The organism is Lentzea xinjiangensis, assembly GCF_900110955.1.
In the GTDB taxonomy this organism is placed as follows: domain Bacteria; phylum Actinomycetota; class Actinomycetes; order Mycobacteriales; family Pseudonocardiaceae; genus Lentzea; species Lentzea xinjiangensis.
The window spans coordinates 334,551-357,751 of the sequence record NZ_FOFR01000002.1; the positions used below are offsets into that span (position 1 = coordinate 334,551).

A 23,201-nucleotide genomic window follows, 5' to 3' on the forward strand; every position below is an offset into this window, starting at 1 on the left:
CACATGGAACAGTCCGTCACAGTTCTCCGGTGACACGATGGGGTTGTCAGGCCAGCGGCGGCAACTCCGGAGCGTGAGCGGCCGGTGAGGCCGACAAGGTCTCCAGCGCCAGCGACACGGCCTTCTCCAACTGGGGATCACGGCCGGAAACGCGGTCGGCGGGCGTCATGACCACCTCAACGTCCGGGTCGACGCCGTAGTTCTCCACCGCCCAGCCGTGGCCCTTGAACCACGACGCGTACCTCGGCTGGGTGACCATGGTGCCGTCGACGAGCGTGTAGAGCATGTCGATGCCGATGACACCGCCCCAGGTGCGCACGCCGACGACGGGGCCGATTCCCAGCTCCTTGATGGCCACGTTGACGATGTCGCCGTCCGAACCGGCGTACTCGTCGGCCACCGCGACGACCGGGCCGCGCGGCGCGTCCTGCGGGTACGACTCGGACGCCGTGTACCCGCGGGCCACCGACCAGCCGATCACCTTGCGGCCGAGCTTCTCGATCACGAGCTGCGAGGTGTGGCCGCCGCCGTTCTCCCGGACGTCGAGCACCAACGCCTCGCGCGCCAGCTCCACCCGCAGGTCGCGGTGCAGCTGGGCCCAGCCGGCGCCCATCATGTCCGGCACGTGCAGGTAGCCCACCCGGCCGCCGGACCGCGCGTGGGTGAACGCACGCCGGTTCGCGACCCAGTCGTGGTAGCGCAGGGGCTCCTCGTCGGCCAGCGGCACCACGACCACCCGGCGCAGCTCGCCACCACCGGCGGGCCGCACGGTCAGCTCCACGGGCTTGCCCGCGGTGCCCACCAGCAGCGCGCCGGGACCGGCCAGGCCGACCGGACGGCCGTCGACGGCGACCAGGGCGTCACCCGCGCGCACGGCCACCCCTGGGGCGGCCAACGGCGATCGGGCGTGCGGGTCGGACGTCTCCCCGGGGATCACCCGCTGCACGACCCACGAGTCGCCCTCGCGGACCAGATCGGCTCCCAGCAGGCCCTGACGGCGCGACGCCGGCACGTGCGGTGCCGAGCCCCACACGTAGGCGTGCGAGGTGCCGAGCTCGCCCTGCACCTCCCAGAGCAGGTCGACGAGGTCGTCGTGGCTGCCCACCTCGGCCACCAGCGGCCGGTAGCGGTCGAGCTCGCCCTGCCAGTCGACGCCGCCCATGTCGGTGCGCCAGAAGTGGTCGCGCATGAGCCGCCCGTTCTCGGCGTACATCTGCGCCCACTCGGCGGCCGGGTCGACGACGACCCGCACGCGGGCCAGGTCGACCTCCACGTAGTCGGCCGAGTCCTCGTCCGCCTTGCTGTCGGTCGGCACGACCCTCAGGTCGCCGCGGTCCTCGACGACCATCCGCTTGCCGTCGCCGGACACCGCGAACGCCTCCGCGCTGTCGGCCAGGCACTCCGTCTTCTGCTTCGCGAAGTCGAACCGCTCCAGCACCGTGCGCGGCGGGCGGGCGTCCGGCGTGGGCAGGTTGTCGCCCAGCACCCCGAGCAACGGCCGCCGCAGCCACAGCAGCCCACCGCGGGCGGCCTTGAGCGAGACGTACTCGGCGGCCGCCACGGGCACGGGCACGACGCGGTCGGCGAGGCCCTCGATGTCGACCCTGGTGACCGGCACCTTCTCGTCGTCGTCCTCGGAGTCCTTGTCCTCGTCCCCGACCGGGCGCCCGCCGTGCATCGGGGCGAACGGCGACGGCGTGGTGGCGGCCAGCGGCACGAGGTGCGGGCGGCAGCCCGTGGGGAACGACAGGTCGAACACGTGCGCGTCGTAGACCGGGTCGAACGTCCGGATCGACAGGAACGCGAGGTGCTTGCCGTCCTCGGTGAACGTCGGCGCGAAGTCGGCGAACCGCAGCGGTGTCACGTCCACGACGGACAGGTCGGCCGCGTTGGCCATCTTGATGTGCCGCAGCGGGATCGGGCCGGGGTGCGACCACGCGAGCCACGCCGAGTCCGGCGAGAACGCGAGGTGCGTGATGTGCGCGTTCGCCCCGGAGACGACCTCGCGCACCTCGCCGGAGGCGATGTCCACCAGCAACAGCCGGCCGTCGTGCGTGGCGACGGCGACGCGCGAGCCGTCCGGCGCGGCGGCCAGGGACATCACCCGGCCCAGCCGGCCGGAGGCGACGCGGCGCGCGGTGCTGCCCGGCTCGGCGCCGCCGACCGGCGCGATCTCCAGGGCCTCCTCGCCCTCGGCGTCCGTCACCCACACCACGTGGCCGGACTCGCCCAGGACCTTCGGCAGCCGCGCCCGCACGTCCGAGCGGTCGGCCAGCACGCGCACGGGACCGTCGCGGTGCGTCACCCAGTGCACGGAACCGCGGACCTCGACGGCCGAGGCGCGGCCGGTGTGGTCGACGCTGAACGACTCGACGTTGCCGGAAGCCTTGACGTGGTGCGGTTGCCGCCCGGTGCGCGGACCGCCGAGCCTGATGTCGAGCTTGCGCAGCTCGGACAGGCCCTCCAGCAGCCACAGCTCGCCGGCCTGGTGGAAGATCACCCGCGAGCCGTCGCTGGAGGCGTTGCGCGCGTAGAACTCCCCCTCGGTGTGGCGGCGCAGGTCGGTGCCGTCCGGCAGCACGGAGTACACGCTGCCGACGCCCTCGTGGTCGGACAGGAACGCGATCCGCTCGCCGATCCACATCGGGTTCGACAACGTCGACTTGAGGTCGCCGAGGATCCGGGTGAAGTCACCGGAACCGTCGAGGTCGACCCACAGCTTGCCCGCCGTGCCGCCGCGGTAGCGCTTCCAGGACGCGGGTTCCTGCATGTAGCTCGACGACGTGACGACCTGGCCGTCCGGTCCGAACGAGACGTCGTTCACCCAGCCGTACGGCAGCAGCTCGGCCGGTCCGCCGTCCAGCGGAACGGCGTGCGCCTGCTTGCGGTTGCGCGACATCTGCCCGGTGGTCGACACGGCGAGCACTCGTCCGTCCGGCGTCCACCCGGACACCGCCGTGCGGCTCACGCCCCAATGCGTCAACCGGCGCGCCGGTCCACCGTCCACAGGCGCCACGCGCACCTCGGGGGCGCCGTCGACCGCGCTGGCCCACGCGAGGTGCGTGCCGTCGGGGGAGAACCGGGGCGAGCGGGCGGGCACCTGGTCGGCGGACGCCCGCCAGGCCCTTCCTCCTCCGACGGGCGCGAGCCACACGTCGTCCTCGGCCACGAACGTCACCAAGTCACCGCGCAGGTGCGGATACCGCAGGTAAGTCACGTGATCGACGTTAGCCCACGCTCAGCGGTTCAGGAGGGCCAAAAACGCCGCCAGTCCTCAGCCGCGAGCGAACCCAGGCCTTCGGCCCGCGCCTTCGCCTCGGCGAGGCGGACATTCGCGGCGAACCGGCGGCACACCTGGCGCAGCTCCGTCTCCGGGTCCTCGCCCGCCAGCTTGGCCAGCGCCGTCACGGCGAACAACGTCGTTCCCGGGTCGTCGCCCTCCGGCAGCAGGTCGACGGGGAAACCCGCCCGTGCGGTGCGCTGGACCAGCTTCGCGGCCAGCGCGACGGCCGGCTGGCCGAGCGCGACGCCGTCCACACTGGACTCGCGCCGCTTCTCGGCCTGCTTGAGCTCCTCCCACCGGTGCTCCTGCGAGGTCGCGTCGTGCACCGCCGGGTCGTGGCCCTCGAAGACGTGCGGGTGCCGGCCGACGAGCTTCGCGACCAGGCCGGTCGCCACCTCGTCGACGTCGAACGGGTCGTCCGCGTCCTCGGCCGCGACCCGAGCGTGGAACAGCACCTGGAGCAGGACGTCGCCCAGCTCCTCGCGCATCGCCGCGCGGTCGCCGTCCTCGATGGCCTCCAGCAGCTCGAAGGTCTCCTCGACCAGGTACTGCCGCAACGACTCGTGGTCCTGCTCCGCGTCCCACGGGCACCCGCCCGGCGACCGCAGCCGGTGCATCACGGCGGCGGCGTCGAGCAGCGCGGCGCCCATCGGCTCGGGCGTCGTGATCACCCGCGCGTCCGGGTAGGCGTCCGGCGCGGTCGTGATCACCACCGCGCCGTCCTCGACGACGGCGGGCGCTGGCCCGTCGACGCCGAACGCGGCCCAGGACTCCGCGGCGACGCCCTCACCCGCGTAGACGGCCTTGGCCGTGCGCAACGCGGGCAGGGCGGCGGCGGGCAGGACTCCGCCGAGCCGCTCGCTGGGGACGACGACGGTGATCAAGACTTGTTCTTGGTCGAGGCCACGCCGACGAACCCGGCCTTCTCGCCGTCGACGGCGACGACGGTCGCGTCGGTCGGGTCCCACACGCCGTAGCGGGGGTTGACCTCGATCGGCAGGTCGGCGGCCAGGTACTGCGCGATCCGCAGGCCGAACGCGGCGAGCAGGCGCGGGTCGATGCGCTCGGCCAGGTCGTCCTCACCCGGCGTCGGCGAGACGGTGTTGCGCTCCTTGACCAGCGCGACCATCCAGCTCGACTGCTGCTCGTCGGCGGGGAACGCGACGACGGTGCCGGGCTTCACGCCCCACAGCATCGTGTGCACCAGCGACGGGTTCTCGGTGACGCGGACCTTCTGGTTCGCCGCCGACGCCTGCTGGCCGCCGGTGGTGCGCGGGGCCTCCTGCACGAACCGCGCCATCTTCGCCGAGTCGGCCGCGACCTCCGCGGCCTTCTCCTTCGCCTCCTTCGGGTCCTTGACCTGGAAGAAGTCGATCACGACCTCGAGCGTGGAGAGGTTGCGGCGGGCGAGCTCACCCATGACCAGCACGTCGCGCTGACGGCGGTGGATCGTGGTGGCGTCCTGCTCGCTCTGCTTGGAGGCCTCCTCCGGCCCGCCCTTCTCCTGCACCGCGTCGTACACCTTGGTCTCGTCGACCGTGATGTTCTCGCGCTGCGCGGCGTGGTCGGCGATCCGGTGGGTGATCTCGTCGGCCAGCACCAGCCGCGAGACCTGGTCGAGCTTGCCCTGGCCCTGCATCTGCTGGGCCGCGGGCTCCTTCTTGAGCACCGTGACGGTGCGGTCCTGGACGGTCTCCAGGTCGATCGCCTGACCACCGACGATCGCGGCCGAACCGGCCTTGGCAGGCCCGGTGCCGCATCCGGTGACCAGGAGGGTCACGGCAACACCGACCAGCGAGAAACGCTTCAGAACAGTGCTCACGAGGATCTACCCTCTCACGCCGTGGTGACTCCGGTCACGGGAGTCCCCGCCACCGAGTCGAGGAACGCGGCGCACCAGTCCAGCAGCTCCTGGTCACGTAGCTGCGGTGCACCCATTCGGCCGCCCGCCGCTCCCTCGGTCGGCCTCGGCACCGTGATCGTGCCCACGGCCTGCTTGTAGACGGCCTTCGGGAACAGGCGCCTCAGCCTGACGAGCTGGGAGTCGCGCAGCTCCAGCTTCGCGAACCGCACGTTCTGGCCCATGGCGATCACCTCGGCGACCCCGTGGCGGCGGCAGGCGTGCCGCAGCCTGGCCACGCCGAGCAGGCGCTCGACCGGCTCCGGCGGCGTGCCGTAGCGGTCCTTGAGCTCCTCCCAGACGGAGGCGAGCGCGGCCTCGTCCGAGGCCGCGGCGATCTTGCGGTAGGCCTCCAGCCGGAGCCGCTCGCCCGGCACGTACTCGTGCGGGATGTGCGCGTCGACGGGGAGGTCGACGCGGACCTCGGCGAGCTCCTCCTCCTCGGCGCCCCCGTCGGCTCCCGCGTGCTTGCGGAACGCCTCGACGGCCTCGCCGACCAGGCGCACGTAGAGGTCGAAGCCGACGCCCGCGATGTGCCCGGACTGCTCGGCGCCGAGGATGTTGCCGGCGCCGCGGATCTCCAGGTCCTTCATCGCGACGGCCATGCCGGCGCCCAGCTCGGTGTTCTGCGCGATCGTCGCGAGCCGGTCGTGCGCGTGCTCGGTCAGCGGCGTCTCGGCCGGGTACAGGAAGTAGGCGTACCCGCGTTCGCGGCCGCGGCCGACCCGGCCGCGGAGCTGGTGGAGCTGGGCGAGGCCGAGCAGGTCGCCGCGCTCGACGATCAGCGTGTTGGCGTTGGAGATGTCGAGGCCGGTCTCGACGATCGTGGTGCAGACGAGCACGTCGTACTCGCGTTCCCAGAACCCCTGGATGAGGTGTTCGAGCTTGTCCTCGTTCATCTGGCCGTGGCCGGTCACGACGCGGGCCTCCGGCACCAGCTCGCGGATGCGCTTCGCGGCTTTCTCGATCGTCGAGACCCGGTTGTGCACGTAGAACACCTGGCCGTCGCGCAGCAGCTCGCGGCGGATCGCGGCGGCGACCTGCTTGTCGTCGTACGCGCCGACGTAGGTGAGGATCGGGTGCCGTTCCTCGGGCGGGGTCAGGATCGTCGACATCTCGCGGATGCCGGCGAGCGACATCTCCAGCGTGCGCGGGATCGGCGTCGCGGACATCGTCAGCACGTCGACGTGCGTGCGCAGCGCCTTGATGTGCTCCTTGTGCTCCACGCCGAACCGCTGCTCCTCGTCGACGATCACGAGGCCGAGGTCCTTGTACCGCACGGACTTCTGCAACAGCCGGTGCGTGCCGATGACGATGTCGACCTCGCCGTCCGCGAGCCCGGCGACCACCTGCTCGGACTCGGCGGGATCGGTGAACCTGCTGAGCCCCTTGACGTTCACCGGGAACTGCCGCATGCGCTCGGAGAACGTGTTGAGGTGCTGCTGGGCGAGCAGCGTCGTCGGCACCAGCACGGCGACCTGCTTGCCGTCCTGCACCGCCTTGAACGCGGCGCGGACCGCGATCTCCGTCTTGCCGTAGCCGACGTCACCGCAGATGACGCGGTCCATCGGCACGGACCGCTCCATGTCGGCCTTGACCTCGTCGATCGCGGCCATCTGGTCCTGCGTCTCGGTGAACGCGAACGCGTCCTCCAGCTCCCGCTGCCAGGGCGTGTCGCTCGCGAACGCGTGGCCGGGGGCGCTCTGCCGGGCCGCGTAGAGCTGCACCAGCTCGGCCGCGATCTGCTTGACCGCCTTGCGCGCCTTGGACTTCGTGTTCTTCCAGTCGCTGCCGCCGAGCTTGTTGAGCGTCGGCAGCTCGCCGCCGACGTACCGCGACACCTCGTCGAGCTGGTCGGTCGGGACGAACAGCCGGTCCCCCGGCTGGCCGCGCTTGGACGACGCGTACTCGAGGACGAGGTACTCGCGGGTGGCCCCGGCGACGGTGCGCTGGACCATCTCCACGTACTTGCCGATGCCGTGCTGCTCGTGCACCACGAAGTCGCCGGCCTTGAGCGCCAGCGGGTCGACCGCGTTGCGCCGCTTGGACGGCATCCGGCGCATGTCCTTGGTGGACGTTCCACCGCGGCCACCGGTCAGGTCGGTCTCGGTGAGCACGACCAGCGCGAGGTCCGGCAGCACGAAGCCGTCCTCGAGAGCACCGCGCACGACCGTGACGGTGCTCGCCTTCGGCGCCGCGTCGAGGGAGTCGACGCAGACCGCGGAGACGTCGGCTTCCTTCAACCGCTCCACGGCCCGCTGCGCGGTACCGGCGCCGGGCACGACCAGCACGGCCGCGCCGCCGGTCGCGGTGTGCGTCTTGAGGTCCGCGAACGCCCGCTCGACGTCGCCCTGGTAGGCCTCGACGGGCTTGACGTCGAGGTGCACCACGTCCGGCGCGTCGGTGGTGAGCTGGCTGAGCGTCCACCAGGGACGGTCGCTGCCCTTCGCGTGCCCGGCGATCTCGCCGAGGCCCTGGTAGGCGCTGCGCCCGAGGTCGATCGGCGCCTTGCCGCCCGACGCGGCGGCCATCCAGGACGCCTCGAGGAACTCCTGGCCCGTGCGCACCAGGTCGGCCGCGCGGGCCCGGATCTTCTCCGGGTCGTTGAGCAGGACGTGCGTGCCGCGCGGCACGACGTCGGTGAGGAGCTGGAGCTCGCCGGGGCACAGCGCCGGGATGAGCGCCTCCATGCCCTCGACCGCGATGCCGTTGGAGATCTTCTCCAGCATCTCCGCGAGGTGCGCGTCGGACGGGTGCTCCTGCGCGAGCTCGGCCGCGCGCCGCTTGACGTCCCCGGTCAGCAGCAGCTCGCGGCACGGCGGCGCGACGAAGCCCGTGACCTCCTCCGGCAGCGACCGCTGGTCCTGCACGGAGAACGGCCGGATCTCGCTGACCTCGTCGCCCCAGAACTCGACGCGGAACGGGTGCTCCGCCGTCGGCGGGAAGATGTCGAGGATGCCGCCGCGGGTGGCGTACTCGCCGCGCTTCTCGACCATGTCGACGCGGGTGTAGGCGTTCTCGGCCAGGCGCACGACCAGCTCGGCGAAGTCCTGCTCCTCGCCGACCACCAGGTGCACGGGCTTGAGCTCGCCCAGGTCGGGCGCCATCGGCTGGATGAGGCTGCGGACCGTCGTGACGAGGACCCTGATCGGCTCGCCCTCGGGGTGCTTGAGCCTGCGCAGCACCTGAAGGCGCGCGCCGACCGTGTCCGCGCGCGGCGACAGCCGTTCGTGCGGCAGCGTCTCCCAGCTCGGGAAGAACGCCACCTTGTCCGGCCCGACGAGGTCCTTCAGGACGTTGGTCAGCTCTTCGGCCTCGCGCCCGGTGGCCGTGACGGCGAGGACGGGCCTGACCGTGGACAGGGCCGCGGCGACGAGCGGGCGGGCGGCCAGCGGGCCGTCGAGCGCCAGCTCGGGAACACCGGCGGAGTCGATCAACGTGCGGAGGGCTTTGTCGGGCAGGACACCATCGAGCAGGCCGAGCAACGGCATGGGGGAAACCTCGTCGAGTGGGAAGTGCCAGACAGACCCCTGCCTGGGACGAGGGGTCTCACCACCCACCTTAACCCGTTCCGCCGCCCCTCATCGGGTGATCCGGCCGCCGGGGGGAACGCGAGCCGCAGCACCGCCCACGGCGAAAACGGGTGGATCCGGCGGAGGCAGGGCGGTCACCCTGTCCGCGTGGGGACAAGAGAGATCAGGGCTGACTACGACGATCAGTCCATCGTGGTCTACCAGGCGTACTCGCCGGCGATCGCCGATCCGGCCGTGGCGGCGCAACGGTTCGTGCCGCCGTTCAAGATGGAGCGGATGACGTGGATCAAGCCGTCGTTCCTCTGGATGATGTACCGCTGCGGTTACGCCCGGAAGGAAGGCCAGGAGCGCGTGCTGGCCGTGCGGATCACACGGACGGGGTTCGACTGGGCGGTCGAACACGCCGTCGAAAGCAACATCAGGGGCAAGCCGCCGGTGCGCGTGCAGTGGGATCCCGAACGGGGCCTGCACCACGAGGCGTTGCCGCATCGGTCCATCCAGATCGGGCTGACGCGTGAGGCCGTGGAGATGTACGTCAACGAGTGGACGATCGGCATCACCGACGTGACACCTCTCGCGCATGAAATTCAAGAGAAAGTGCGCGCACACGACCTCGAAGGGGCGCGTGCGCTGCTGCCCGTCGAACGGCCTTACGGAACCACCACGGCACAAAACGCATAGTTGGGACATGCGCGCACTTGTTGCTGCAGGGCTGGTGCTGGTGGTCACGGCTTGTTCCTCGCCGGAACCCGGCGGCACCGCGCCGTCGAAGGCCCCCGCGCCGCGGGGCTTGAAGGTCGAGGAGGTCGCGGGCGGCTTCCAGCACGCCTGGGACATCGGGTTCCGCCGGGACGGTTCGGTGCTCGTCACCGAACGCCCCGGGCGGATCAAGCTCGTCCGCGATGGCCGGGTCACGCCCGTGGACGTCGACCTGGGCGACGTGCAGGCCCGCGGCGAGGGCGGGCTGATGGGCCTGGTCATCCACCCGGACGACCAGCGGTTCACCGTCTGCTACAACACGGCGGACGACGTGCGGCTGGTGACGTTCCGCCTCGACGGCACCAAGGCGACGAAGGTCAAGGACCTCCTCACCGGGATGCCGTCCAACCAGAGCGGACGGCACTCGGGGTGCCGGCCCACGCTCGCGCCGGACGGGACGATGTACGTCGCCACCGGTGACATCGCGCAGGCCCGCAACCCGCAGGACCGCACCAGCCTCGGCGGCAAGGTGCTGCGGATCGACCCCGAGACCGGCGAGGGCGCGCAGGGCAACCCGTTCGCCTCGTCGGGCAACGCCAACGAGCGCCGGGTCTACAGCTACGGGCACCGCAACGTGCAGGGCGTGGTGTTCCGGCCGGACAGCGACCAGGTCTTCTCCGCCGAGCACGGGCCCGACGTCGACGACGAGGTCAACCTGCTGCGGGCCGGCGGCAACTACGGCTGGGACCCGTCCAAGGGCGGGACGCAGAACCGGTACGACGAGGACGTGCCGATGACCGACCGGCAGCGGTTCCCGGACGCGGTGCCGGCGGTGTGGTCGTCCGGGTCGCCGACCGAGGCGATCTGCCAGGCGGCGTTCTGGAACGGCAAGCTCGCGATCACCGCCCTCAAGGGCTCGAAGCTGCTGCTGTTCACCCTCGACGGCACCGGCCGGGTGCAGGACGTGAGCATCCCCGCGGAGCTCGACGACTCCTACGGGCGCCTGCGCGCCGCACGCACCGCACCGGACGGATCGCTGTACATCACCACGTCCAACGGCACGGACGACAAGCTCCTCAGGCTCACGGGAGGCGTCTGAGGCCGCGGGGCCGGCCGCCCGCGTGGTCCGTTGCCACACGAGCGCCACCTCCGCTGAGGGGGACCCGGCCGAGCCGGGAGAACCGCGTCGCCGGTTCGTTCGACCCCTCGACGGACGAACCGGAACTCGCGGGCTCCGAGCCGCTGTCCCGGCCCCCACCCTGGACATCGCTCCCGGGCACCCGCACCGTTTCACCGCACGGCTGATCTTGGGCGCGGCGCACAACCGCGGACGTAGTCATGTGTGCGTGGCGCACACGCGCTCACCGGGGCGCGCGGCTCAGGAACGGGTGCGCAGCTTGGGCTTGTGGTCCATCGCCGAGAGGCCCTTCCAGGCCAGGTTGACCAGGTGCGCCGCCACCTCGTCCTTCTTCGGCTTGCGCGCTTCGAGCCACCACTGCCCGGTCAGCGCGACCATCCCGACCAGCGCCTGCGCGTACAGCGCGGCGAGCTTGCGGTCGTAGCCCTGCCGGGCGAAGTGCACGCCGAGGATGTGCTCGACCTGCGACGCGATGTCGTTCAGCAGTGACGAGAACGTGCCGGAGGACGAAGCGACGGGCGAGTCCCGCACGAGGATGCGGAACCCGTCCGTCGAGCCCTCGATGTAGTCGAGCAGCGCGCAGGCGGCGTGTTCCAGCAGCTCCCGAGGGTGGCTGCCGCCGTCCAGCGCTGTCACGATCTGATCCATCAAGCGCTGCATCTCACGGTCGACAACGACGGCGTATATGCCTTCCTTGCCACCGAAGTGCTCGTACACGACGGGCTTCGACACGCTCGCGCGCAGCGCGATCTCCTCGATCGAGGTCGCTTCGAAGCCCTTCTCGGCGAACAGGGCGCGGGAGACGTCCAGGAGCTGTTCTCTGCGTTCCTTGCCCGTCATCCTGACCCTGGCCACCGAATCAGCCTACGCAGGTCACTTCCGGACGCTGATCCTGGCCAGGCGCTGCTCGCTCGGCCAGCGCACGTTCCACGCCCAGCCGAGCTTCTCGAACAGCCAGATCAGGCGGGCGGAGGTGTCGATCTGGCCGCGCTTCACGCCGTGCCGAGCGGAGGTCGGGTCGGCGTGGTGCAGGTTGTGCCACGACTCGCCGAACGACAGGATCGCGAGCGCCCAGACGTTGGCCGAACGGTCCCGCGCGGCGAACGGCCGGTCGCCGACCATGTGGCAGATCGAGTTGACCGACCACGTGACGTGGTGCAGGAACGCGACGCGGACGAGGCCCGCCCAGAAGAACGCGGTCAGGCCGCCCCAGAACGACCACGTGAGCAGACCGCCGAGGACGCCCGGCGCGGCCAGCGAGATCGTCGTCCACAGCACGAAGTGCTTGTCGACCCAGACGATGTCCTTGTCGGCCAGCAGGTCGGGGGCGAAGCGCTTGTGGTTGGTCTTGTCGCGGTCGAACAGCCAGCCCATGTGCGCGTGCCAGAAGCCCTTGGCGAGCGCCGCGGGACCGGTGCCGAACAGCCACGGCGAGTGCGGGTCGCCCTCGCGGTCCGAGAACGCGTGGTGGCGGCGGTGGTCGGCGACCCAGTCGATGACCGGGCCCTGCAACGCCATCGAGCCCGCGATGGCGAGACCGATCTTCAGCGCGCGGTTGGCCTTGAACGAGCCGTGCGTGAAGAACCGGTGGTAGCCGATCGTCACGCCGAGGCCCGAGAGGTAGTAGAAGGCGACGAAAAGGGCCACGTCGACCCAGCCCAGGCCCCATCCCCACGCGAAGGGCACGGCGGCGAGCAACGCGAGGAAGGGAACGATGACGAACACGTACACGCCGAGCTGCTCGGCGTTGCTGCGTCGTCCGTCGAACAACGGCTTGGGGCCCTGGTCGGTGGACCGGTCCATCGTCGTGGTCATGCAGGTACCTCTGAGGGGGTCGGAGGACGTCCGGAGGCGTGGAACCTACGGAACCGTAACTTACGGAAGCGTAAGTTAGCTCGGCCCGCTCCGCCACACGCGACGTGGAAATCACGGCCAGTTCTCAGGTTGCCCGCGCTGTGTCGCCCGGCGTCCCGGGCGCGGCGCGGCATCATCGGGAGATGGCCAGCCGCAAGATCACCCGGATCGCCCTGACCTCGCTGCTCACCGTGCTCGTGCTGGTCACGGCCGCCCTGGGCGGCGTCGGCTGGTACTACAGCGGCGAGCTGCTCGAACCGGCCCCGGCGCCGCGGGACCACCGGGAGACCGCGCTCGGCGCCGACGGCGGGAACGTGGTGCTCGCCGAGTCGGAGGCGACCACGCGGCGCGGCACGTTCGGCCTCGTCTGGCCCGGCGGCGCCGCCAAGGTCGGCGGCGTCGCCGCGCGCGGGAACGGGCGCGTCGAACGCCCGCTGCTCGAAGGCGCCGCGCCGCCGGAGGGCACCAGGGTGCGCGTCGAGAGCAACGTCCACGAGGGCGACCCGAAGACCGCCCTCGGGCTGGTCCACAGCGAGGTCGCCGTGCCGTCCGAGCTCGGCGACCTGCCCGCCTGGTTCGTGCCCGCGGAGCGGGACACGTGGGTCATCACGGTGCACGGGCGGGGCGCCTCGCGCGAAGAGGCGTTGCGGGTGGTTCCTCAGCTCCACGGTGCCGGGTTACCCGTTCTGCTGATCACCTACCGCAACGACGCGGGCGCGCCCGCCTCGCCCGACGGCCTCTACCACCTCGGCGACACCGAGTGGCGCGACGTCGAGGCCGCCATCGGGTACGCCCGGTCGAGGGGAGCGCGGGACGTCGTGCTCTACGGGTGGTCGATGGGCGGCGCGATCATCGGCCAGACGCTGGCCCGGTCCAGCTCCGCGGCGCTGGTCCGCGGGGTCGTGCTCGACTCCCCCGTCACCGACTGGACGCAGACGCTGGACCTCCAGGCGCGCAACCGGGGCGTGCCCACGTGGCTCACGCCCGTCGCCGAGCTCGTGTCCGGCTGGCGCGCCGGCATCGACTTCGACCGGTTCGACCTGGTGCGCAACCCGCCGGCGGTCAAGCCCCCGACGCTGCTCTTCCACGGCTCCGCGGACGGCACCGTGCCCGCCCAGTCCTCGCGCGACCTCGCGACCGCGGCGGGCGGCCTCGGCTGGCCGCTGCGGTACGTCGAGATCCCCGGCGCCGGGCACACCTCGGGGTGGAATGTGGCGACCGACACCTACCGCGCCGCGCTCGGCGACTTCCTGACCAGGTCGATCGGCGTGCGGGCGGGATCATGAGCTGAGCCGGACGAGTGGCGGTTGGACAAGGAGAGAGGGTGTCGTGACAACATGTGCGCAGGGCGGGCGCGAGTTCGCCTGTTCCGCCATGGTGTAAAGGCAGCACCTCGGATTTTGGTTCCGATGGTCCAGGTTCGAATCCTGGTGGCGGAGCAAGGGCCACGAGGGCACGGGTCGCGCTCTTTGGGAGGTGTGGAGCTGCCCGAGGAAACGGTCGACGAGCAGGGCAACGTGGGCCACCGCCACCACGAGATGTCCGACGCGTGGCTGGTGGGCCGCGCGAGCGAGCTCGTCGCCGTGGCCCAGAGCAGCCACCTCGCCGCGCAGCTCGACGCGGCGTCCGAGATCGACCGCATCCTCGCCGAGGCGCAGGGCCGCGGCGAGCCCCGCATCGTCGCGCAGCTCCTCAGGGCCGCGGCCGTCGTCCGCCTGGTGACGCCGGGCCTCGTCGACATGTCCGACCCGCAGCTCGACGAGATGCTCACCCACTGCCGCCGCCACGGCCTGATCGTGCTGGAGGCGGACGCGCGGGCGTTGCGCGGACGCCGGTTCCTGCTGGGCAACGCCGAGGACAAGGCGCTGACCGAGATCGCGGCCGCCCTCGCGATGATGCTCGACGAGCGGCCGGAGACCGACCCGGTCTTCGACAAGCGGACGTGGGACCAGCTCCTGGCCACGACGTTGCAGGACATCGCGTTGGTGCTGACGCAGCTCGGCGTCTACGAGATGGCCGACGACGTGCTCGCCCGCGGCCACAACCCGCTGTGGGAGAGCGGCCAGCCCCACCAGATCTACGTGCACCTGGTGAACCGGACCCGGCTGCGGATCGGCTGGGGGCTGCGCCTCGAACGGGTGAACCACCACGAGCAGGCGCACGAGCAGTTCGCGTTCGCGGCGGGCCTCGCGGAGGCGGCCGAGGTGCCGTTCCGGCAGTCGCTGCACCCCGGCAGGCGCGACCTCCCCGCCGCCGAGCAGGTGCCGATCCTCGGCGCCGCGCAGGCGCTCACGAACCCCAGCGAGGACCACCTCGACCGGCTCTGGTCGTTGCGCGGCCTGTCGATGTACGCGCGAGAGCTGATCATCGTCGCGATCGCGCTGGCCCGCTGCCTGGTCGAGGCGAACCGGCTGGACGACGCGCTGAAGGTCCTCGGCGACACGCGCACGCAGATGGAGCACGACACGTCGGAGCCGTCGCTGGTGCTGTCGCTGGAGCGGGAGTACGCGCACCTCTGCGGCCCGCACACGACGTCGGCGCTGCAGGCCTACAACGCGGCGCTGGAAGCCGAGCTGTGGGCGATGCGCGAGTCCCGCGTGGCCACGTTGACGACGCGCCGCGAGCACGAACGGCTGACGCGCGCACACGGCGCGATAGCGCAGCAGGCGTTGCAGGACCCGTTGACCGGGCTGCCGAACCGGCGCGCGCTCGACGACAAGATGAGCGAGCTCATCGCCGGTCAGGTCGACCCCTTCTCGATCGCGCTGGTGGACCTCGACGGCTTCAAGGGCGTGAACGACCGGCACTCCCACGCCGAGGGTGATGATGTTCTTCGGGTGATTGCCAGCACACTCCGGCAGGCGCTGCGGGGTGACGACATGGTCGCCCGCTACGGCGGCGACGAGTTCGTGGTGCTGCTGCCGGGCGCCCCCCTGCACGCCGCCGAGGCAGCGCTCGGACGGGCCGTGGATGCGGTGGCAGGCCTGCCAATGGACCTGTCGCGCGGCGTGACGCTGTCGGTCGGCGTCATCTCGCTGCGCCCGCGCGAATCCGCCAACCAGGCCCTGTCCCGCGCCGACTCGGCGATGTACGTGGCGAAGCGCCGGGGCGGCTGCCAGGTCGCGGCGGTGGCGGGGGAGTCGTCCGCGGAGGCTTAGGCTGGTCCGCGGACTTCGAACCACCCAGCCTGTTAGGGAGAGCATTGATGCTCGAGGGCCCTGTCAGCACGGTCGTGCTCGCCGCCGGGGAAGGCACCCGCATGCGGTCGTCCACGCCCAAGGTGCTGCACCGGATCGCCGGACGCTCACTGGTCGAACACGCGGTGCGCGCGGCGGCCGGCACAGATCCCGACCACCTGGCCGTCGTCGTCGGCCACGGCCGTGAAGCCGTCACCGAGCATCTGGAGACCCTCGCAGGGGCGCTCGGCCGCAAGGTCACCGTCGCGGTGCAGGCCGAGCAGAAGGGCACCGGGCACGCGGTCTCGTGCGGCCTGGCCGAGCTGCCGCACGACCTGGGCGGCACCGTGATCGTGAGCTACGGCGACGTGCCGCTGCTCGACACCCGCACGTTCGAGGCGCTGCTGGCCGAGCACTCCTCCGCCGGCAACGCGGTCACCGTGCTGACGGCCGTGGCGGACAACCCCACCGGCTACGGCCGGATCGTGCGCGACGCCGACGGCTCCGTCCAGCGGATCGTCGAGCAGAAGGACGCCTCCGACGCCGAGAAGCTGATCACCGAGATCAACTCCGGCGTCTACGCGTTCGACGCGGCCGTGCTGCGCGACGGCCTGTCGCGGCTGTCGACCGACAACGCGCAGGGCGAGCTCTACCTGACCGACGTGCTCGGCATCGCCCGCGGCGACGGCAAGCGCGTGGGCGCGCTGATCGCGTCCGACCGCTGGCTCGTCGAGGGCATCAACGACCGCGTGCAGCTCGCCGCCGTCGGTGCCGAGATGAACCGCCGCATCGTCGAGGGCCACCTGCGCGCCGGCGTGACGTTCGTCGACCCGTCCTCGGCGTGGGTCGACGCGGACGTGAAGATCGGCCAGGACGCGCTGATCGAGCCGAACGTGCAGCTCCGCGCGGGCACGGTGATCGGCTCGCGGGCCGTCGTCGGCCCGGACACGACCCTGTCGGGCGTGACGGTCGGCGAGGGCGCCTCGGTTGTGCGGACCCACGGCAGCGACTCGGAGATCGGCGCCGGCGCCTCCGTCGGCCCGTTCGCCTACCTGCGCCCCGGCACGTCGCTGGGCGTGAAGGGCAAGATCGGCACGTTCGTCGAGACCAAGAACGCGCAGATCGGGGAGGGCTCGAAGGTCCCCCACCTGTCCTACATCGGCGACGCCACGATCGGCGATCACAGCAACATCGGTGCAGCATCGGTGACTGTCAACTACGACGGGGTGAACAAGCACCGCACGATCGTCGGATCCCACTGCCGCACCGGTTCGGACAACATGTTCGTAGCGCCGGTCAGCGTGGGAGACGGCGCGTACACCGGCGCGGGGACCGTCCTGCGCCGGGACGTCCCGCCGGGCGCGCTCGCCGTGTCCGGCGGCCCGCAGCGCAACCTCGACGGCTGGGTCCTCAGCCGCCGTGCAGGAACGGCCGCGGCTCAGGCAGCGGCAGCCGCCCTCGCGAAGCAGAACGCGGACGAGACAGAGGAGGGTCGCTGACCGTGAACCCGCAGATGCCCGGCACACCGAAGAAGAACCTGATGCTCTTCGGCGGGCGTGCCTACCCGGAGCTGACGGAGGAGGTGGCGAAGCACCTCAACGTCACCGTGACCCCGCAGTCGGCCTACGACTTCGCCAACGGCGAGATCTTCGTCCGGTTCGAGGAGTCCGTGCGCGGGTGTGACGCCTTCGTCATCCAGTCGCACACCGCCCCCATCAACCAGTGGCTGATGGAACAGCTGATCATGGTCGACGCGCTGAAGCGCGCCTCGGCCAAGCGCATCACCGTGATCATGCCGTTCTACCCGTACAGCCGGCAGGACAAGAAGCACCGCGGCCGCGAGCCCATCTCGGCGCGCCTGGTGGCGGACCTGTTCAAGACCGCGGGCGCGGACCGGCTGGTGTCGGTCGACCTGCACACCGCCCAGATCCAGGGCTTCTTCGACGGCCCGGTCGACCACCTGTGGGCCATGCCCCTGCTCGCCGACCACATCCGCGGCAAGTACGCGGGCCACGACATCACCGTCGTCTCCCCCGACTCCGGCCGCACCAAGCTGGCCGAGAAGTGGGCCGACACGCTGGGCGGCACGCCGATCGCGTTCATCCACAAGACCCGCGACCCGCTGCGGCCGAACGAGGTCGTCTCGAACCGCGTGGTCGGCAAGGTCGAGGGCCGGCTCTGCATCGTGATCGACGACATGGTCGACACCGGCGGCACCATCGCCGGCGCGGTGAAGCAGCTGCTCAACGAGGGCGCGGCCGACGTGGTGATCGCCGCCACGCACGGCATCCTCTCGGGCCCGGCCAGCGAGCGCCTGCAGAACTCCGGCGCCCGCGAGGTCGTGTTCACCGACACGCTGCCCATCCCGGCGGAGAAGCGGTTCCCGAGCATGACCGTGCTCTCGATCGCGCCGCTGCTGGCCAGGGTGATCCAGGAAGTGTTCGAGGACGGCTCCGTCACGTCCCTGTTCGACGGCAACGCCTGACCCCCTCTTCAACGGCACGCGGGGGCCCCGCGTTTCCTTCTGGGGAACGCGGGGCCCCCGCGTGCCGTTGTGCGGCAAGGGTGGGTGGAGGCGCTACGGACCCCCGATTAGGATCGCGTCCACCCGCTCACCTACACTGGTCGGGTTGCCTCGGCGAGGGCGAGCTACCCAGCTCGGCGTGATCGACGCGGTGGCTTGATGCCGCGCGTGTGACGTATTCCCGCGCTGCTCGCCACCGCTGGCCACCACCCAACGCTGATACTTGTGCACCGCCCCGACGTACAAGGCCAGACTTGTAAGGAGTACCCCACCGTGTCCGAGGTCCGTCTCGCCGCTGAGCAGCGCACTGAATTCGGCAAGGGCGCCGCCCGCCGTACCCGTCGCGCCGGCAAGATCCCCGCGGTGCTCTACGGCCACGGTTCCGACCCGAAGCACCTGGCCCTGCCGGCGCTCGAGTTCGCCCGTGTCGTCCGTGAGCACGGTCAGAACGCCGTCCTCACCCTCGCCCTCGACGGCGGGAGTGAGCTGGCGCTGACCAAGACCGTCACCACGCACCCCATCAAGAACTACATCGAGCACGTGGACCTGCTCCTCGTCCAGCGGGGCGAGAAGGTCACCGTCGAGGTGCCGCTGGTCATCTCCGGCGAGCCCGCCTCGGGCACGCTGCTGACCCAGGACCTCACCACGATCCAGATCGAGGCCGAGGCGCTCAACATCCCGGAGCAGATCGAGCTGTCGATCGCCGGTGTCGCCGCCGGCACCCAGATCCACGCGAGCGACCTGACGCTGCCGTCGGGCGCCGTCCTCATCACCGACGCCGACGCTCTCGTCGTCGCCGTCAACGAGGCGCCGTCCGCGGCGCAGCTCGAGGGTGACGAGGCTGCCGCTCCGGGCGCCGAGGCGTCCGAGGAAAGCTGAGCCCATCACGTCGGGCCGCACAGACGGCGCGCCACCCCCTCACGAGGGGGGAGGCGCGCCGTTGCCGTACCTGAGCCCGGCCGAGATCCGGTCGAAGACCTTCCGCCGCAAGCGGCAGGGCTACGACCCCGGCCAGGTCAACGAGTTCTTGCTGATCATCGCCGACGCCCTGGCGGGCCGTCTCCGCCTCAACCCGGACCACGTGCGCACCGTCCGGTTCGCCACGGTCCAGAACGGCTACGACCCGCTGAGCGTCGACGGCGTCCTGCACCTGCTGGAGTTCCAGGTCCGCAACGGCATCGTGCCGCCGACGGGCCTGAACACCGGTGCGGACCTGTACGCGCGCAAGCTGCCGAAGACCGGCACCGGCTACGATCGCGCCGAAGTCGACGCCTTCATCGCCCGTGCCGCGGCCAACCTGGACGGCCGGGGTGCCATGACCTCGACCGAGGTCCGCAACACCCGGTTCAGCACCACGTCCGGCTTGCTGGGCAGGGGGTACCAGGTGCAGGCCGTCGACACGTTGCTGGACGACCTCGAGCAGGAGTTGCGGTTCCGTGGCCGATGACCGAGCCCCGAATGATCCGGTCCGAGACGAGCTGGCCCTGATCGTGGGCCTGGGCAACCCGGGCCCCCGGTACGAGGGCAACCGCCACAACATCGGCTTCCTGGTCCTCGACGAGCTGGCCGGCCGGGTGGGCGGCAAGTTCAAGGCCCACCGCTCCGGCGCCGAGATCGTCGAAGGCCGCCTCTCCGGGCACCGCGTGGTGCTCGCGAAGCCACGCAGCTTCATGAACCTCTCCGGCGGCCCCGTCGCGAGCGCCGTGAAGTTCTTCAAGCCCACCACCATCGTCGTCGTGCACGACGAGCTGGACCTGCCCTTCGCCACGATCCGCATGAAGCTCGGCGGCGGCGACAACGGCCACAACGGACTCCGCTCGATCACGAAGTCGCTGGGCACCAAGGACTACCACCGCGTCCGCTTCGGCGTGGACCGTCCTTCCGGCCGCCAGGACCCCGCGGACTACGTGCTGAAGGACTTCTCCACGGTCGAGCGCAAGCAGCTCGCGCTGGAGATCGACCGGGCGGCGGACGCGACCGAGGCCCTCGTCACCGAGGGCCTCGAAGCCGCGCAGAACGCCTTCCACTAGACCAGCGCGGCCGCCGCGGATCGCCGGAGCTTGCCGGACGGCGTCTTCGGCAACGTCCCCGGCGGCTGCACCACCACGGCGAACGGCCGCAACCCGACCGCGTCGACGACACGGGCTGTGACCTGCTTGACCAGGTCCTTCTCCGCGTCGCCGTCCCCGGCGAGCTTCGACTCCACGACGACGGCGAACCGCTCCCGCTGAGTCCCGGCGTCCAGCCGGACGGCCACGGCGTTGCCGGGCCGCACCCCCTCGACCGAGCAGGCGGCACGCTCCACATCGGTCGGGTAGATGTTCCGCCCGCCCATGATGATGACGTCCTTGCGGCGTCCGCACACGACGACCTGGCCGTCCTCCACCAGGTACCCGACGTCGCCGGTGGACAGCCAGCCCTCCGAGTCCTGAGTGGCCAGCGGCCCGTCCACGGTCAGGTATCCCGGAGTGACGGCCTCGCCCCGGATCTGCAGCTCGCCGACGTCCCGGACCCCGAGCACCTCGCCGGAGTCGGAGACCACCCGCAGCTCCAGCCCCGGTAGCGGCGGCCCGAGCAGCGGGAACGCCCGCCCTTCGGCGGCGGGCACGGCGCGGCGGTCCGCCTCCACCGCGTCGGCGTCCACGACGTCCACCGAGAGGCCGGTGAACAGCGGCGCGAAAGCCACGCCCAGGGTGGTCTCCGCCATCCCGTAGGCGGCCAGGATCGACTCGGGGCGCAGCCCGAACCGCGCCCCGGCGTCCACGAAGGCCCGCACGGCGGCCGGGTCGATCGGCTCGGCCCCGTTCAGCGCGAGCCGCAGCGAGGACAGGTCGAACGTGTCCGACGAGGAGGCGAGCCGGCGGGCCACGATCGCGTAGGCGAAGTTCGGCGCCGCGGTGATCGTGCCGCGGTACCGCGTGATCAGGTCGGCCCACAACGTCGGGCGCGACAGGAAGTCGACGGGGGTGACCTTCACCAGTTCCAGGCCGAACAGCATCGGCACGGTCAGGAAGCCGACCATCCCCATGTCGTGGAACAGCGGCAGCCACGACACCATCACGTCGGAGCCGGGGTCCAGTGCCGCCGCGACGCGCATCCCGGAGGCGTTGGCCATCAGGTTGCGGTGCGTGATCCGCACCGCTTTGGGATCCGCGGTCGACCCACTCGTCAACTGCAGCAGTGCCGTGGCATCCTCGGGAGTGGGAACAGGAGCGGCGATCGGTTCGCCGTCGAGCTCGGAGAGCTTGCGGTACGGGATCCCGTGCTGGTCGAGCACGGGGGCCAGCGCGTCGAAGGGGCTGCCGAGCAGGACCAGCCGCGAGTCGATCATGGCGAGCACCCGCAGCGTGTCCTCGGCCCACTCGGCCAGGTCGGTGCGTGGTGTGGGCTGGTGCAGCATCGTGACGCTGCCACCGCACAACCACGCGGCCTGCACGGCCGGCGCGATCACCGCGGGTTCGGCGGCGAGCACGGCGACCGCGGTGCCCGGCGCCACGTCGAGCGCACCGGCCATCCGCCGGGCGCGTTCGTGCACCTCGGCCCAGGTCCGGCGGACAGGCGCGGCGGGTTCCCCCGTCGTCATGCCCCTGTCCCCGCCGTTTGCCGCCGTCGCCAGCATCACATCCACGAACTGACTCATGTCCGGGATCGTAGTGGCGTCCTTTGGTCCATCAGGGCGAAACGTTATGCCACGTGAAACGCGATACTCCCCAGTACAGGTACGCAGGAGGAGGTCATTGGTGGATCGGGGCGGCCCCGGAGCGCAGCATCGTCTGCCCGCGCATCCGGCACCTCTGCTCTCCGCGCAGGACGTGGCCCTGGTCGCGTTCCACCGTCCCCCGAAGGGACAACGGGGCTACGACGCGGCTGAGGTGGACGCATTTCTCGACCGCGTCGAGGACACCATGCGCAGCAGGGACATCCTCACGCGCGAGGACGTGCTCAACGTCAAGTTCAGCACGGCGACCCGGGATCCGGGCTACGACGTGAACGAGGTCAACGTCTTCATGGAGCTCGTGGCGGACACGCTGCGGTCCACTCCGCAACGCCAGCAGGCCTCGGCGCCCGCCCAGGGCGCGCACGCCACGTCGCAGGCGCTCAGACCCGCGGTGCGGCTGTCCCCGGACGACGTTGCCGCTGTGCGCTTCCACAAGCCCAGACCCGGCACCCGCGGCTACCACGAGGGCCAGATCGACGCGTTCCTCGACCGCATCGAGGCGACGTTGCGCGGCCAGGACAACCTCACCGCGCAACAGGTGCAGGACGCCGTGTTCGGCGAGTCCGCGCCCGGCACGTTCGGCTACGACGAGGAGGACGTCGACACGTTCCTCGACCTCGTGGTCCTGATGTTCGAGACCGCGCCGCCGCCCAAGGCGCCGCAGCCGCAGCAGGCCCCCCAGCCCGCCCGCTCGGCCAGGACGCCCCAGCTGCCCCAGCAACAGCAGCGGCCCCAGCAGAGGCGCCCGCAGCCGGCGCAGCGCCCCCAGCAGCAGGCCCCGGCCCAGAAGCCCGCGGCTCCCAGGTCGGTCGACGCTCCGCGGCTCACCGCGGCGGACGTCCGCAACGTCGCGTTCCACCGCCCGCCCCGCGGCCGCCGCGGCTACCAGGAGTCCCAGGTGGACGCGTTCCTCGACCGCATCGAGGCGACGTTGCTCGGCCAGGACAACCTGACCGGCAAGAACGTCCGCGACATCAGGTTCTCCCGTCCGCTCATCGGACGACGCGGCTACGACGAGACCGAGGTGGACGCGTTCCTGAGCCGGGTCGAGCAGCAGCTCTCCGGACCGGTGCGCAGCATGCCCCAGATCAAGTCGTGGAAGGACCTGCGGCAGCTGCGGATCCCGCAGGCGGCGTCCGGCCAGCGCGGCTACCGCACCGCGCAGGTCGACCGGATGCTGGAGGAGATCGGCGTCGCGCTCGACGGCATGCTGGGGGCGACCTCGGAGGAGGTCATGAAGGCGCGCTTCAGCTACGCGCTGCTCTCCGGTCAGGGCTACGACACGTCGTTCATCGACGAGCTGCTGCCCCAGCTCGCCGCCGAGCTGCGCCGCCGCGGGCGCTAGCCGGCGCGTGTCCCGCGGGTCTCGTCCGCGG

At 71.4% G+C, this 23,201-nt stretch carries 17 protein-coding genes and 1 tRNA gene; 11 read left to right on the forward strand and 7 right to left on the reverse strand.

Annotated elements, in window-relative coordinates:
* Window positions 1-46: 46 nt before the first annotated feature.
* From BMW88_RS06980 to mfd, 4 genes are read right to left on the reverse strand one after another with little or no spacing between them, the layout of a single operon-like run.
* Window positions 47-3,217 (reverse strand): S41 family peptidase, encoded by a 3,171-nt coding sequence (locus BMW88_RS06980; RefSeq protein WP_089949774.1) that lies wholly within the window; start codon window positions 3,215-3,217, stop codon window positions 47-49.
* A gap of 29 nt (window positions 3,218-3,246) precedes the next feature.
* On the reverse strand, window positions 3,247-4,167 hold the full coding sequence (locus BMW88_RS06985; protein WP_089949775.1) for a nucleoside triphosphate pyrophosphohydrolase: 921 nt from the start codon (window positions 4,165-4,167) through the stop codon (window positions 3,247-3,249).
* Window positions 4,164-5,105 carry an adenine nucleotide alpha hydrolase family protein gene (locus BMW88_RS06990; RefSeq protein ID WP_089949776.1) on the reverse strand — a complete coding sequence of 314 codons (942 nt, stop codon included), beginning with the start codon at window positions 5,103-5,105 and terminating at the stop codon, window positions 4,164-4,166. Before BMW88_RS06990 ends, BMW88_RS06985 begins: the two co-directional genes overlap by 4 nt.
* Before the next feature lie 14 nt (window positions 5,106-5,119).
* Entirely contained in the window at window positions 5,120-8,674 is a 3,555-nt protein-coding gene (mfd, locus tag BMW88_RS06995; protein ID WP_177220985.1) for a transcription-repair coupling factor, read from the reverse strand.
* Window positions 8,675-8,863: 189 nt separating this feature from the next.
* Between mfd and BMW88_RS07000 the strand changes: the two genes are divergently transcribed.
* Window positions 8,864-9,397 carry a DUF4291 domain-containing protein gene (locus BMW88_RS07000; RefSeq protein WP_089949777.1) on the forward strand — a complete coding sequence of 178 codons (534 nt, stop codon included), beginning with the start codon at window positions 8,864-8,866 and terminating at the stop codon, window positions 9,395-9,397.
* Window positions 9,398-9,404: 7 nt separating this feature from the next.
* A complete protein-coding gene (locus tag BMW88_RS07005) occupies window positions 9,405-10,514 on the forward strand; it encodes a PQQ-dependent sugar dehydrogenase (RefSeq protein WP_089949778.1) in 1,110 nt (369 codons plus the stop codon).
* Between the two features lie 279 nt (window positions 10,515-10,793).
* On the opposite strand, the gene BMW88_RS07010 is transcribed toward BMW88_RS07005, so the two are convergent.
* Both BMW88_RS07010 and BMW88_RS07015 read right to left on the reverse strand, forming a co-directional pair.
* A complete protein-coding gene (locus tag BMW88_RS07010) occupies window positions 10,794-11,393 on the reverse strand; it encodes a TetR/AcrR family transcriptional regulator (RefSeq protein ID WP_089949779.1) in 600 nt (199 codons plus the stop codon).
* A 33-nt stretch (window positions 11,394-11,426) separates the two neighbouring features.
* Entirely contained in the window at window positions 11,427-12,368 is a 942-nt protein-coding gene (locus BMW88_RS07015) for an acyl-CoA desaturase (RefSeq protein WP_089949780.1), read from the reverse strand.
* A gap of 182 nt (window positions 12,369-12,550) precedes the next feature.
* Here BMW88_RS07015 and BMW88_RS07020 point away from each other — a divergent pair, with 182 nt between their 5' ends.
* From BMW88_RS07020 to pth, 8 genes are all read left to right on the forward strand, one after another.
* Window positions 12,551-13,693 carry an alpha/beta hydrolase family protein gene (locus BMW88_RS07020; protein WP_089949781.1) on the forward strand — a complete coding sequence of 381 codons (1,143 nt, stop codon included), beginning with the start codon at window positions 12,551-12,553 and terminating at the stop codon, window positions 13,691-13,693.
* An 82-nt stretch (window positions 13,694-13,775) separates the two neighbouring features.
* Window positions 13,776-13,846, forward strand: a tRNA-Gln gene (locus tag BMW88_RS07025).
* 39 nt (window positions 13,847-13,885) lie between these two features.
* Complete coding sequence (locus BMW88_RS07030; protein ID WP_245777610.1) at window positions 13,886-15,565, forward strand: GGDEF domain-containing protein; 1,680 nt, start codon at window positions 13,886-13,888, stop codon at window positions 15,563-15,565.
* A 47-nt stretch (window positions 15,566-15,612) separates the two neighbouring features.
* Window positions 15,613-17,082 carry a bifunctional UDP-N-acetylglucosamine diphosphorylase/glucosamine-1-phosphate N-acetyltransferase GlmU gene (glmU, locus tag BMW88_RS07035; protein ID WP_089949782.1) on the forward strand — a complete coding sequence of 490 codons (1,470 nt, stop codon included), beginning with the start codon at window positions 15,613-15,615 and terminating at the stop codon, window positions 17,080-17,082.
* Between the two features lie 14 nt (window positions 17,083-17,096).
* Window positions 17,097-18,068 carry a ribose-phosphate diphosphokinase gene (locus tag BMW88_RS07040; RefSeq protein WP_177221020.1) on the forward strand — a complete coding sequence of 324 codons (972 nt, stop codon included), beginning with the start codon at window positions 17,097-17,099 and terminating at the stop codon, window positions 18,066-18,068.
* A 312-nt stretch (window positions 18,069-18,380) separates the two neighbouring features.
* Window positions 18,381-18,986, forward strand: a complete 606-nt coding sequence (locus tag BMW88_RS07045; RefSeq protein ID WP_089949784.1) for a 50S ribosomal protein L25/general stress protein Ctc — start codon at window positions 18,381-18,383, stop codon at window positions 18,984-18,986.
* A gap of 61 nt (window positions 18,987-19,047) precedes the next feature.
* Complete coding sequence (locus BMW88_RS07050; protein WP_245777611.1) at window positions 19,048-19,554, forward strand: DivIVA domain-containing protein; 507 nt, start codon at window positions 19,048-19,050, stop codon at window positions 19,552-19,554.
* Entirely contained in the window at window positions 19,544-20,137 is a 594-nt protein-coding gene (pth, locus tag BMW88_RS07055) for an aminoacyl-tRNA hydrolase (RefSeq protein WP_177220986.1), read from the forward strand. Before BMW88_RS07050 ends, pth begins: the two co-directional genes overlap by 11 nt.
* On the opposite strand, the gene BMW88_RS07060 is transcribed toward pth, so the two are convergent.
* On the reverse strand, window positions 20,134-21,747 hold the full coding sequence (locus BMW88_RS07060) for a fatty acyl-AMP ligase (RefSeq protein ID WP_089949785.1): 1,614 nt from the start codon (window positions 21,745-21,747) through the stop codon (window positions 20,134-20,136). The genes pth and BMW88_RS07060 overlap by 4 nt on opposite strands.
* A gap of 100 nt (window positions 21,748-21,847) precedes the next feature.
* Between BMW88_RS07060 and BMW88_RS43955 the strand changes: the two genes are divergently transcribed.
* Entirely contained in the window at window positions 21,848-23,170 is a 1,323-nt protein-coding gene (locus tag BMW88_RS43955; protein ID WP_281249371.1) for a DivIVA domain-containing protein, read from the forward strand.
* The last annotated feature ends 31 nt before the right edge of the window (window positions 23,171-23,201 follow it).